This window comes from Paenarthrobacter aurescens (genome assembly GCF_041549525.1).
GTDB lineage: Bacteria > Actinomycetota > Actinomycetes > Actinomycetales > Micrococcaceae > Arthrobacter > Arthrobacter aurescens.
This window is the reverse complement of record NZ_CP157456.1, coordinates 1,338,272-1,350,621: the sequence shown is the minus strand read 5'-3', so window position 1 is coordinate 1,350,621 and position 12,350 is coordinate 1,338,272. Positions and strand designations below refer to the sequence as shown.

10 protein-coding genes, 1 tRNA gene and 1 pseudogene are annotated in these 12,350 nt (G+C 62.7%); 2 read left to right on the top strand and 10 right to left on the bottom strand.

The features are described from left to right. Positions 1–126: 126 nt before the first annotated feature. From pth to ABI796_RS06390, 5 genes are all read right to left on the bottom strand, one after another. Positions 127–711 carry an aminoacyl-tRNA hydrolase gene (gene pth / locus ABI796_RS06410; protein WP_141283723.1) on the bottom strand — a complete coding sequence of 195 codons (585 nt, stop codon included), beginning with the start codon at positions 709–711 and terminating at the stop codon, positions 127–129. A 119-nt stretch (positions 712–830) separates the two neighbouring features. Further along, complete coding sequence (locus tag ABI796_RS06405) at positions 831–1,406, bottom strand: 50S ribosomal protein L25/general stress protein Ctc (protein ID WP_141283724.1); 576 nt, start codon at positions 1,404–1,406, stop codon at positions 831–833. 321 nt (positions 1,407–1,727) lie between these two features. Continuing rightward, positions 1,728–2,708: a ribose-phosphate diphosphokinase gene (locus tag ABI796_RS06400; protein WP_011774071.1), complete on the bottom strand. Its 981-nt coding sequence runs from the start codon at positions 2,706–2,708 to the stop codon at positions 1,728–1,730. 2 nt (positions 2,709–2,710) lie between these two features. Beyond that, a complete protein-coding gene (gene glmU, locus ABI796_RS06395; RefSeq protein WP_141283725.1) occupies positions 2,711–4,204 on the bottom strand; it encodes a bifunctional UDP-N-acetylglucosamine diphosphorylase/glucosamine-1-phosphate N-acetyltransferase GlmU in 1,494 nt (497 codons plus the stop codon). A 123-nt stretch (positions 4,205–4,327) separates the two neighbouring features. After that, a tRNA-Gln gene (locus ABI796_RS06390) sits at positions 4,328–4,399 on the bottom strand. Positions 4,400–4,677: 278 nt separating this feature from the next. Between ABI796_RS06390 and ABI796_RS06385 the strand changes: the two genes are divergently transcribed. Continuing rightward, the gene (locus ABI796_RS06385) at positions 4,678–5,277 is read left to right on the top strand and encodes a TetR/AcrR family transcriptional regulator (protein WP_141283729.1); all 600 of its coding nucleotides are present in this window, start codon (positions 4,678–4,680) and stop codon (positions 5,275–5,277) included. A 144-nt stretch (positions 5,278–5,421) separates the two neighbouring features. Continuing rightward, positions 5,422–5,900 (top strand): annotated as a pseudogene (locus tag ABI796_RS06380) (VOC family protein). Between the two features lie 136 nt (positions 5,901–6,036). Here the strand turns inward: ABI796_RS06380 and ABI796_RS06375 are convergent. The 5 genes from ABI796_RS06375 to ABI796_RS06355 form a co-directional block, all read right to left on the bottom strand. Continuing rightward, entirely contained in the window at positions 6,037–7,869 is a 1,833-nt protein-coding gene (locus ABI796_RS06375; RefSeq protein ID WP_141283004.1) for an ABC-F family ATP-binding cassette domain-containing protein, read from the bottom strand. A gap of 36 nt (positions 7,870–7,905) precedes the next feature. Next, the gene (locus tag ABI796_RS06370; protein ID WP_141283005.1) at positions 7,906–8,898 is read right to left on the bottom strand and encodes a 4-(cytidine 5'-diphospho)-2-C-methyl-D-erythritol kinase; all 993 of its coding nucleotides are present in this window, start codon (positions 8,896–8,898) and stop codon (positions 7,906–7,908) included. After that, positions 8,895–9,776 carry a 16S rRNA (adenine(1518)-N(6)/adenine(1519)-N(6))-dimethyltransferase RsmA gene (gene rsmA / locus ABI796_RS06365; protein WP_141283006.1) on the bottom strand — a complete coding sequence of 294 codons (882 nt, stop codon included), beginning with the start codon at positions 9,774–9,776 and terminating at the stop codon, positions 8,895–8,897. Before rsmA ends, ABI796_RS06370 begins: the two co-directional genes overlap by 4 nt. A gap of 26 nt (positions 9,777–9,802) precedes the next feature. Next, positions 9,803–10,972: a resuscitation-promoting factor gene (locus ABI796_RS06360; protein WP_141283007.1), complete on the bottom strand. Its 1,170-nt coding sequence runs from the start codon at positions 10,970–10,972 to the stop codon at positions 9,803–9,805. Positions 10,973–11,263: 291 nt separating this feature from the next. After that, positions 11,264–12,160: a TatD family hydrolase gene (locus ABI796_RS06355; protein WP_141283008.1), complete on the bottom strand. Its 897-nt coding sequence runs from the start codon at positions 12,158–12,160 to the stop codon at positions 11,264–11,266. Positions 12,161–12,350: the final 190 nt, after the last annotated feature.

Sequence of the window (12,350 nt, the reverse complement as noted above, 5' to 3'; positions counted from 1 at the left end):
CACATTCGCGGTAGACCCCCACCGCTTACCTGCGTACCATGCACACTACCGTCGGGCGCCCGTAGTTTGTAGGCCTAAAGCTCCTTGGGACCGTCAGGCTTTCATCAGGCTTTACTCAAGATCTGCTCAAGATTTGGCGGGGTGGTGTTTCTGCTGGGCAGCGAGCAGGCCCTGGTCCATGAGCAATTCCACGGCGTCGGCTGCCTCGTCCAGAAGAAATGGCAGCTCCTTCTTCTCCGCAGTGCCGAAATCACGGAGAACGTAGTCCGCTGTTTCCATCCGCCCGGGTGGGCGGCCAACCCCTACCCTGACCCGCAGGTAATCCTTGGTGGCCAGCGCTTTGGAGATGTCACGCAATCCGTTATGGCCGCCCTCGCCGCCGCCGAGTTTTAGCTTGACTGTGTTAAAAGGGATGTCGATTTCATCGTGGACCGCAATCACGTGGTCCGGTGCGATGTCGAAAAAGTTGCAGAGCCCCGCAACGGGTCCCCCTGAAACGTTCATGTAGGTCATGGGCTTGGCGAGCACCACGCGGGGACCACCAATACCCAGCCGCCCCTCAACAACCTGCGCACGGGCCTTGTGCACCTTGAACTTCCCACCCATGCGGGAGGCCAGTTCATCGAGCACCATCTGACCAACGTTGTGCCGGTTGTTGCTGTACTCACTGCCGGGGTTGCCGAGGCCAACAATCAGCCAGGTGTCAGTCATGGTCTCATCCTAGGGAGCGTGCGTAGGTTCGGGAGAAATTGCGGCGGCAAAGAAGAAAGTGGCCGGGACCCCAAGGGTGCCCGGCCACTCAACGGCGTTAGCCTCAAGCAGTCAAAAGACTACTCGGCAGCGGCGTCCGTGGTCTCTTCTTCTTCAGAGCCAGCGGCCTCGGCGATGCGGACCACCAGGGTGTCACCTTCGGTGAGGAGGGTAGAACCCTTCGGCAGCACGAGGTCCGAAGCGTGGATGCTCTCGCCGGCCTTGAGGCCATCGATGTTAACCTCGACGGCGGTGGGAACGTGGGTTGCTTCAGCTTCGAGGGAAACCGTGGTGGCTTCGAGGCTGGCAACAGCACCCGGAGCAACTTCACCGGAAACGTGGATGGCGATGTCGACGGTAACCTTCTCGCCGGCCTTCACGGTCTGGAGGTCAACGTGCTCGATGATCTGCTTTACGGGATCGCGCTGGATGTCCTTGACGAGCGTGAGGTGCTGCTCGCCGTCGACGTCGATTGCCAGGAGGGCGTTGGAAACGCGCACTGCCAGCGTGGTGGCGCGGCCCGGAAGGTTGATGTGGATCGGCTCTGCGCCGTGACCGTAGATGACAGCCGGGATCTGGCCGGCCATGCGTGCACGGCGGGCGAAACCCTTGCCGAATTCGGTGCGCAGTTCTGCGGTGAGCTTCTGCTCAGACATGTGTACTCCTTGATTACTGTGGCACCCGGAAGATCCGGGCTGGTCTATCAGCAAGGGCGGAGGTCTGGAGACCTTCTACGCCCGGCTGAGATTGGCCGCCGAGCAGCCGTTCCGCCTGTGTTGAAGGAGATGCAGACCCAGTCGATAACGGAGACCCGCAACCCTGATCCACGAAATGTGGACCGGATGTGCTCTCCCTCGCCAAGGTATCCCCAAGAGTTTAGCAGCGGTGTGGGCTCTTTCTGAAAACGGCCAAAGGAAAACGGGCCACCCGCACGCCCCAAGGCGGCGGATGGCCCGCTCACAAACAGCAGTCCGGCGTTATGCTTTGCCGTCGAACAGGCTGGTGACCGAACCGTCGTCGAACACTTCACGAATAGCGCGTGCGATCAACGGTGCGATCGACAACACTGTCAGCGACGGGAAGCGCTTTTCTGCCGGGATGGGCAAAGTGTTGGTGACCACAACTTCACGGGCACCGGAATCGGCCAGACGCTGGGCGGCAGGATCGGAGAACACAGCGTGGGTGCAGGCAATGATGACGTCCTTGGCGCCGGCGTTCTTCAGAACCTGGACAGCACCGGAAATGGTTCCACCGGTGTCGATCATGTCATCGATCAGAACACAGGTGCGGCCCTCAACCTGGCCAACAACGGTCTTGGAAACAGCCTGGTTGGGAACGGTGAGATCGCGGCTCTTGTGAACAAACGCCAGCGGGGCACCGCCCAAACGCTCGGCCCACTGCTCGGCAACACGGACACGTCCGGTATCAGGGGAAACAACGGTGATGTTGTCCGCTTCAACCTTGGTGCGGATGTAGTCAGCCAGCAGCGGGATGGCCATCAGATGGTCAACAGGGCCGTCAAAGAAGCCCTGGATCTGGGAGGTGTGCAGATCAACGGACATGATGCGGTCCGCGCCGGCGGTCTTGTAAAGATCGGCAACCAGGCGGGCGGAGATGGGCTCGCGGCCGCGGCCCTTCTTGTCCTGACGGGAGTAAGGGTAGAACGGGGAAACAACCGTGATCCTCTTGGCCGAGGCGCGCTTGAGGGAATCGATCATGATCAACTGCTCCATGAGCCAGTTGTTCAACGGAGCCGGGTGGGCCTGGATGACGAAGGCGTCGGTGCCTCGCACGCTCTCAGCCGAACGGACGTAGATTTCCCCGTTGGCGAAGTCGTAGGCGTCGATCGGCAGGAGTTCGGTCTCCAGCTCCTTCGCGATTTCCTGCGCCAGCTCCGGATGCGCCCTTCCGGCGGCGAGAATCAGTTTCTTCTCGCCGTGTGCGGTAATTTCGCTCATGCCTATTTGCCCTCTTCTGTGGTTGCCGGGGATTGTGAGGATATGGAGGCGGGTGCCAGCTCCTGCGCGGCCTCGGCCAGCTTTGCGGAGTCGGTGCCCGGACGGTTGGCGATGACCCAACCTTCAGCGTTCCGCTGCGCCGCAAGGCTCAGGGCCAGGGCTCCCGCGGGAACATCCTTGCGGATGACGGCCCCGGCGCCGCTGTAGGCACCGTCGCCAACCGTCACAGGAGCTACGAAGACTGTGTTCGAACCTGTGCGGACGCCCGAGCCGATCACCGTGCGGTGCTTCTTCTCGCCGTCGTAATTGGCTGTGATGTTGCCGCAGCCGATGTTGGTGTCCTCACCGATCTCGGCGTCGCCTGCATAACCCAGGTGGGACAGTTTGGAGCCACGGCCGATAGTGACGTTCTTGGTTTCGTAGAACGCGCCGATCTTGCCGGTTTCGCCCAGGACCGTGCCAGGGCGGAGGTACGTGAACGGCCCCACGCTCGCCTTGGCCCCAATGGTGGAGCCGGATCCGTGCGTGCGGATCACCTTGGCGCCCTCGCCCACCTTGACGTCGGTCAGGGTGGTGTCCGGGCCCACGACGGCGTCGCGCGCCACAGTGGTGGCGCCGTGCAGTTGGGTGTTGGGCAGCAGACGGACGTCTTCTTCAAGGGTCACAGTGGAGTCAATCCAGGTGGTGGCGGGGTCCACCACGGTTACCCCTGCACGCATCCATGACTCGATGATGCGGCGGTTGTGCTCGGCACCCAGAGCAGAGAGCTGGATGCGATCGTTGGCGCCTTCAACCTGCCAGCGGTCTTCGGTAACGACGGCGGCCACCCGGCCGCCTGCGTCCCGGGCCAAGCCGAGGACGTCGGTCAAGTACATCTCGCCCTGCGCGTTATCCGTGGTGACCTTGGCCAGCGCAGTGCGCAACACGGCGGCGTCGAAAGCGTAAATACCGGAGTTGACCTCGCGGATGCTGCGTTCGGCTTCGCTGGCATCCTTGTGCTCGCGGATCCCGGTGACCGTGCCATCCTCAGCGCGCAGGATCCGGCCGTAACCGGTTGCGTCATCCAGAACCGCAGTCAAGACCGTGACGGCGTTGCGCTCAGCCTCGTGCGTAGCCACCAGCTCACCAAGAAGCTGAGCTGTCAGCAGCGGGACATCGCCGTAGGTGACCACCACGGTGCCGGACAGCTCGGCGTCAGCGTCCAAGGCGTTGAGCGCTACTTCCACTGCGCGGCCAGTGCCGGGCACCTCGTCCTGGTCAACAATCAGCGCTTCGGGGTCCAGCCCTGCGACGTGCTCGGCCACGCGGTCACGCTCGTGGCGTACAACCAGGGCCAGCTTCAACGGATTGATGGCACGTGCGGCAAGAAGAGCGTGGCCAACCATGGAGCGGCCGCCGATTTCGTGGAGGATCTTGGGAGTCCGCGACTTCATGCGCGTTCCGGCACCTGCGGCCAAAACGATCACCGCTGCGGGACCGATGGTTTCGGGGCTCACGTACTGGCTCTCCTTGCTCGGTATGTCCCGGGTATCCCGGCTTCGGAATGCCGCCATCCAACAATGGACCCAGGCACCATGAGAGCCGCTACAGGTACAGAGAAGGAGCGCATTTTCCGACCGTTCCGCCCATAGGATTCGAACCTATACTCCACGGCTCCAAAGGCCGGGGTGCTGCCATTACACCAGAGCGGACCGCGCATGCTTTCGTCCCCCGAATCTTGCGGCCCGGAGGGTTTCCCGGATCACCGGGATGCACACACAAGAATCTAGTTTGCCATGACCACCGCGTCCTTCGCGACTTGACCGCTCCGAGACCCACCCCCGCGCCTGCGGAGGACCCGCTCCTCAGCCGTTCCGGAGGCTGATTAGGGCATGATGGTCACGTGAGCAACCGCACTGAACTCCCCCGGCCGTCGGCCGCATCCGAGCCCGCAGAGCACGTTACCAACGCTCCGGCAGCGCGCGTACGGATGACCGGGCAGCAGCGCAAATCACAGCTCATCGGCATTGGACGCGCCCTCTTTGCCGCCCGCGGGCTGGACGGCACCACCATTGAGGAAATAGCGGCCTCCGCCGGCGTTTCCAAACCCGTGATCTACGAGCACTTCGGGTCCAAGGAAGGCTTGTACCGGCAGGTGGTGGACACCGAATTCCGCATTCTGCTGGACTCCATCACCGAGGCGCTCAGCACCGAAGCCAAGCCCCGGGTGCTGGTGGAAAGGGCTGCATTGGCCCTTCTCGGCTACATCGAAGACCGCACCGACGGCTTCCGGATCCTTATGCGTGACGCTCCGCCCTCGCAGCCCGAGGGCGCCTTCTCCACGCTGCTCTCTCATGTCACCGCCCGTGTGGAGCACCTGCTCTCCGACGAATTCGCGCGCCGGGGATTCAGCGCGGCGGACGGTGCCATGTACGCCCAGATGCTCGTGGGAATGGTGGCCATGACCGGCCAATGGTGGCTGGACAGCCGTACGCCGGACAAGCGCGCCGTGGCCGCACACCTGGTGAACCTGGCCTGGAACGGTCTGACTGGGTTGCAAAAAGAGCCCGAGCTCCGCAGCGACTCCTAAGCAACCATCTCTCACATCCCACCCCTCTGGGCCCCACCATCTCTCACATCCCAAGCCCTTCGGCCCCACCATCTCTCACCTCCCACCCCTCTGGGCCCCACCATCTCTCACCTCCACGTGCTTGATGATTTGTAGGCTGTAGTCATGACTGCACCGCAGCTCTATGTCAGCTTCCCCGGGACGGCGCGTGAGGCGCTCGGCTTCTACGCGGAGATTTTCGGCGGGGAACTTTCCTTGTACACCTACGCTGAGTTCAGCCGATCTGACGGGCCGCTTGATGCGGTCGCCCACGGGGTCCTGAGTGGGTGGGTATCACTGGGGGATCTGACGCTGCGGACGGCGAAAAATCGGTGGCCGTGGAAGGCGTCATGCTGTCTTTGCTGGGAGCGGCCGAACCAGGTGTTCTCCACGAGTGGTTCGACAAGCTCGCCGACGGGGACAGGATCGTGGCCCCGCTCGCGCCAAAACGCTGGGGCGCATCGGAGGGCCAGGTGGTAGACCGCCACGGCCTGCGCTGGCTCATAGGCTACGAACCAGTCCAAAAAACCACGGGACGTGAGAGACCGTCGCCAAAAACCCCACGCGACGTGAGAGACCGTCGCCAAAAACCCCACGCGACGTGAGAGACCGTCGCCAAAAACCCCACGGGATGTGAGAGACCGTCGCCAAAAACCCCACGGGATGTGAGAGACCGTCGCCAAAAACCCCGCGGGATGTGAGAGACGGTTGGTAGTCGGCGGCGGGACGGCCGGCGGCGTACTATTCGCCGAGGATTTCGGCGGCCTCCAACCACTCCATTTCCAAACCCTCTTTTTCCTCAAGCAGTTCACGCAGTTTGGTGTTGAGTTCCCCAAGGGCGTCGAAATCGCCGGACTCGGACTTTGCAGCCATCTGGGTGTGGAGCTTTTCCTCCTGCTGGGAGATCTTGCCGAGTTGGCGGTCGATCCTGTTGAGGTCTTTTCGGGCTTCTCGTTTCTCGGCTTCGCTGGCACCGGACGGGGCAGCGGATCCTGCAGAGCCCCCGCTGGCAGCAGTGGGAGCACCGGAACCGCCACCAACGGCGCCTGAGGCCAGTGCAGCTTCGCGCAGTTGGAGGTACTGATCCACGCCGCCGGGAAGGCCGCGGAGCTTGCCGTCGCCGAGCAGGGCCATCTGGTTGTCTGTGACGCGTTCCAAGAGGTAACGGTCGTGGCTGACCACTACGAGGGTGCCGGGCCAGCCGTCCAGGACGTCTTCGACGGCGGCAAGGGTGTCGGTGTCGAGGTCGTTGGTGGGTTCGTCGAGCATGAGGACGTTGGGCTCACCTACCAGCAAGCGCAGGAGCTGGAGTCGCCGCCGCTCACCACCGGACAGGTCCGAAACAGGCGTCCACTGTTTTTCCTTGGTGAACCCGAGCTGTTCCACGAGCTGACCGGCGGTGAATTCCTTGCCGCCCACACTGAAGGACCGCTTTTCACGTTCGATCACCTCAATAACACGCAGGTCCGAGACTTCGTCGAGCTCTTTGACGTCCTGGGTAAGCACGGCGGTGACCACGGTTTTGCCGCGTTTTACTTTGCCCGAGCTCGGCTGGATTTCGCCGTTCAGCAGTTTCAGGAGCGTGGACTTCCCGGCTCCGTTGACGCCCACCAGGCCGAGCCTTTCACCGGGCGCGAGGCGCAGGGTGATGTTGTCGAACAGCTTCTGTCCCTCGGCTCCGTCAAGGAAGTCCAGCGTTACGTTCTCAAGGTCCAGCACGTCTTTGCCCAGGCGTGCGGTTGCCATTTTGCTCAGGGCCACGGAGTCGCGGGGGTCCGGAACGTCGGCAATGAGGTCGTTGGCAGCTTCAATCCGGAATTTGGGCTTGGCGGTACGGGCAGGAGCGCCGCGCCTGAGCCAGGCCAGTTCCTTCTTGACCAATTGCTGCCGTTTACCTTCGACGACGGCGGCCATGCGGTCGCGCTCGGCGCGCGCCAGGACGTAGGCGGCGTACCCGCCGTCGAACATGTCCACCATGGCGTCGTGAACTTCCCAGGTGTAGTTGCATACTTCGTCCAGGAACCAGCGATCGTGGGTGACCACCAGGAAGGCTCCCTGGTTGGCGCGCCAGCGGGTCTTCAGGTGCCGTGCCAGCCAGGCGACGCCTTCGACGTCGAGGTGGTTGGTGGGTTCGTCCAGCATGATGACGTCGTGGTCTTCTATGAGGAGCTTCGCCAAGGCAACACGGCGTTTCTGCCCGCCGGAGAGGGCGTGGACGTTGGCGTGCCAGTCGACGTCTCCCACCAGTCCACCCATGACTTCGCGGATCTTGGCGTTGGCCGCCCATTCGTGGTCCGCGCGGTCGCCGACGATCGCTGCGCCCACGGTGAGGTCGCCGTCGAGGACGTCGCCCTGGTCCAGGTAGCCCACGTTGACATCTCCGCGCTTGGTGACGCGGCCGGAGTCAGGCGTCGAACGGAGGGCCAGGAGGCGCATGAGCGTCGATTTTCCGTCGCCGTTGCGCCCCACCATGCCTATGCGGTCGCCGTCCTCCAAGCCGAGGGTGACGCCGTCGAGGACAGTGCGGGTCGCGAACGAAACGGTGAGGTTTTCGCCGCCGAGCAGGTGGGCCAATGGGTACTACTTTCTACTGCTGGAATGCGGGGGGTACTAAAGGAGGGTATCGGAGATGATCCGAGCGCCGGGAACTGGCCCATGAACGGCCAGTGCATTGTGTCCACGGTGAACCAGTTCTTCGGCAAGGACCGCGGCAGAGACAGAATCGCGGGCGAGCAGGGCGATGGTGGGACCGGAGCCTGAGACCATGCCGGCAAGTGCACCGCGTGCTTCGCCCAGTCCTATGGTGTCCTTCAGTTGCGGCGCCAGGGTGATGGAGGCCCGCTGGAGATCGTTGATGAGCACCCGGCTGAGGGTCTCCGGGTCTCCGTTGCGAAGGGCTTGGAGGATGGTGGGGTCAACGTCCACGGGCTCAGGAATCTCAGCCCCTTCCGAGTCCCGAAGTCCGTCAAGAGTGCGGAAAACATCCGGGGTGGAGAGACCGTAGTCCGCAAAAACCAGCACCCAGTCCATTTGCGCCTTGGCCAGGGCCGGCGAGAGCTTATCTCCCACACCAAGCCCCACGGCGGTGCCACCCAGAAGGGAGAACGGAACGTCCGCGCCCAGCTCGGCGGCCAAGTGTGCCAGTTCCTCGCGGGACAGGCCGCTGTTCCAGAGGGCGTCGCATGCCAGCAGCGTTGCCGCCGCGTCTGCCGAACCGCCACCCATTCCGCCGGCCACTGGAACGCGTTTGGTGATCTCCAGATGCACGCCGGTTGGTTTCTCGGACATTTCAGCCATGATGGCCGCAGCCTTGTAGGCGAGATTCCGCTCGTCCAGCGGGATGTCCACACCGTCCAGGTCCAGCGTGCTGTCCGGGCTGATGCTGACGGTGATCCCCTCAGCTTCTGTACTCGTGGCGGCCACTTCCTCGTACAAGGAAACGGCCAGGTACACGCTGGCAACCGAGTGGTAGCCGTCCGGGCGCAACGGACCTACGCTCAGGGAGACATTGACCTTGCCCGGTGCTTTAACCCGGACTGTTCGGGCATGAAAACGCTCCCCCACATAAGGGAGGCTGCCTGGTTTGCGGTTGCCCGGGGTCATGCGTCCACGGGGTGGCGGGCTTCGGCGATCTTGACGTAGGCATTGATGTCCAGGACCTCGCCGCGGGCCGTGGGGTCCACGCCGGCAGCTACGAGGCAGCGCTCAGCTTCGGCTGCGCTCCCCGCCCATCCGGCCAGTGCGGCACGCAGGGTTTTGCGCCGTTGCGCAAAGGCAGCATCAATGACGGCGAACACCTGTTCCCGGGTTGCATGCGTTACCGGGGGGTCATGCCGGGTGAAGGCCACAAGGCCGGAGTGGATTTTAGGTGCAGGCCAGAACACGTTCATCCCGATCACGCCGGCTTTGCGCATGTGCCCATACCAGGCCGCCTTGACCGACGGGACACCGTAGATCTTGGAACCGGGCGTAGCAGCCAGGCGGTCCGCAACCTCGTCCTGGACCATCACCAGGCCATGTTGAAGGCTGGGGAAATGCTGCAGCAGGTGCAGCACCACCGGGACGGCCACGTTGTAGGGCAGGTTGGCCACCAACGCGGTGGGCGGCAACGGCAGTTCAGTGACCTTCATGGCGTCGGAGAGCACCAGATGGAAGTTCTCTTCCGCCCCTGGACGCCATGCGCGCACGGTCTCCGGCAGCTTTTCCGCCAGCACGGGGTCGATTTCGACGGCGACCACCGCCTTGGCCGCGTCCAGCAAGCCGAGCGTGAGCGAGCCCAGGCCGGGGCCTACTTCCAGCACGGTCTCGCCATCGGCGATGTTGGCGGCGGACACGATCCTGCGGATGGTGTTGCCGTCGATCACAAAGTTTTGCCCCAGGGTTTTGGTAGGGCGTACACCGATTTCCTCGGCGAGCCGTCGGATATCTGTGGCACCCATCAAAGGCGCGACGGCGGCGGGTTGGGAATTCGGTTCAGTCACCTAGGTATCGTATCGCCTGTACGGGGTCAGGCCGCGTGGGCGCAGCCCCAGTCGCTGAGGCCGTTCTTTGCGTAGAGGCGGTTGGCGATCTCAATCTGCTGGGCCTTGGTGGCCAAGCTGGCGTTGGGAGCATAGGCTCCGCCACCGTTTGCCAACCAGGTGGGGCTGGAGAACTGAAGGCCGCCGTAGTACCCGTTACCGGTGTTGATGGACCAGTTTCCGCCTGATTCACACTGCGCAATCCTGTCCCACATGGCTTCGTTCGGGGCACCGGTGGGACCGCTGGCTGCGGGTGCAGCCGCTGCTGCCTGTGTAGCCGGAGCGGGAGTAGCTACTGGGCGTGGCTTGGTGCCCACGCTGATCTTCTCGGCTACCGGCTGGGTGGCCACGTTGCTGGATACCAGGGTGCGGGAGGCTTCACGGCCGTCCACGAGGACCAGCTTGAAGGTTTTGACCAAGGATCCTGCTACGCCTTCCTGGGTTACTTTCTCTTCGCCCTTGAAGAGCTCTGCGCTGTCGCTCTTGACGCTTTCGAAGGGAACCTCTTCGGTAGCTTCGGCAGTCTTGCTGGTATCCACGCGGGAGACCTTGATCACCATGTCCTGGACGATGGGGGCATTGCCGGGCTGGGAGATGTGGTCATTGGCACCAACAACAATGCCGGTGTCCTTGAGCACGGTGGCGACGTCGGCCGCCGTCGTGGTGGTGCTGGTGTCCTTGCCGTCAGCTACCACGCTGATGGTCTTGGGTGTGGAAATGGAAACGAATGAACCGGTCACTTCCAGGGACGCGTCCTTGGGCTGTGAGATTTCGGAGGAGCTCGCCACCCCGAGCTCACTGACCAGGCCAGCGACGTCAGGGGATGTGGTGTTTACGGTCTTCCGGGCCCCGTCCAGTTCGATGGACACTGCCTTGGCCAGATTGACGTTCACCACAGAGCCGTTGTCGATCTTTGCGTCCAGAGCCGGGGAAACGCGGTCTGCGTCCTTCAACTCGACCTTGGCTGCCTTGACCACTTGGTCCACAGTGCCGCCGAAGGTCTGGATGGAGCTCACTTTGCCGTCCACGTTGAGCGTGACGGTCTTGTTGTTGCCCACAAAGGCCACAACACCAACCACCAGGGCTGCAACTACCAGCAACTGGGTGCCTACTTTGAGGAAGCTGAACTTGCCATCCGTTGTGAAGAACTTGATCACGATTGCCCATTACTCTCAGACCATCCGGGCACGGGGAAAAGCGCAAAAATAATGCCGACCGCAAAAACGCAAGGGCCAGGCATTACGCCTGGTCCTACTCTTGCTGCCGGCATCTGCGCCGCCAAAAACACTGAACTTATTGCCCCGGTGTGAAGCGGAGCAGTGATCCGATGGCCTTCCCCGACCCCGGCTACTTGTTTAACACAGTAACCGATCCGTTATAAACGAACCAAGAAACGTGCATACCGGGTATCCAGCCCGTGACCTCAATCAGGACGGGAAAGATCCGTTTCAGGCCCAGGATCCGTAGGCAGTCAGGGTATTTTCGGCCAACCGCGAACAAAGTTCAGACAAGTCATCTCCTGTCACGTCCGCCATGGACCGGACCGTGTAGGGGACCATATAGCTTGCATTTGGCTTCCCGCGGTGCGGATGCGGGGTAAGGAACGGCGAATCCGTTTCCACCAGAATCCTGCTTGGCTCGGCTATGGCCAGAGCGGCGCGGAGATTCCCGGCGTTCTTGAACGTCATGGTCCCGGCGAAGGACATGTACCAGCCGTTCCGGTTACATATCCTTGCCAGTTCTTCGTCTCCGGAGAAGCAATGGAACACCACCCGCTCCGGGGCACCCTCCTCACGCAGCACCTGGACGACGTCGTCGTGGGCGTCGCGGTCGTGAATCTGCAGCGTCAGGCCAAGCCGTTTGGCAATGTCAATGTGTCGTCGGAAGGAATAGCGCTGATGAGCCAGTCCGTCCCCGTGGGTCCGGAAGAAATCCAAACCTGTTTCACCGATCGCGCGGATCCGGGGGTGGCGGGCCAATTCCTCGATCTCTGCGAGCGCCGATTCCAACTCCCCACGCGCGGCGTATTCGGGCGCGTCGTTGGGGTGGATGGCCACGGCGCCGAGGAGCCGTGAGTCAGCGTCCACGGCCTGTACTGTGAATCGCGACGATTCGAGGTCGCAACCAACCTGAACGGCGCCTTGCACTCCAACAGCCTCGGCCGAGTCCATCGCATCCTTGACCGAGACCTCAATCAGGCCGTGACGGAAGTCCAGGTGGGTGTGGTTATCCATGACCGCCACGGGGAGGGGCTCAGGCGCGGGCGGGTATTGGCGGCGGGAGTCTTTTTCTTCTGCTGCGTCAGCTGATGCCCTGTAGGGTGCGGGGGCGAGGGAATTGCACATGGTTCCACCTTAATCGGACTGTGGTCCTCCTTGGGCCCTGACGATTCGGTGCTCGATGAATTCGGTTGGCACATAAATTCGGTAGCACTATGTCAGCGGCGGCCAATGACTGGGTAGTCTGGAACGGACAAGCGGCCAACACCACCAGGGTTCAGTAGAGAATCACTGGTGGAGCGGCCACGGCTGAAGG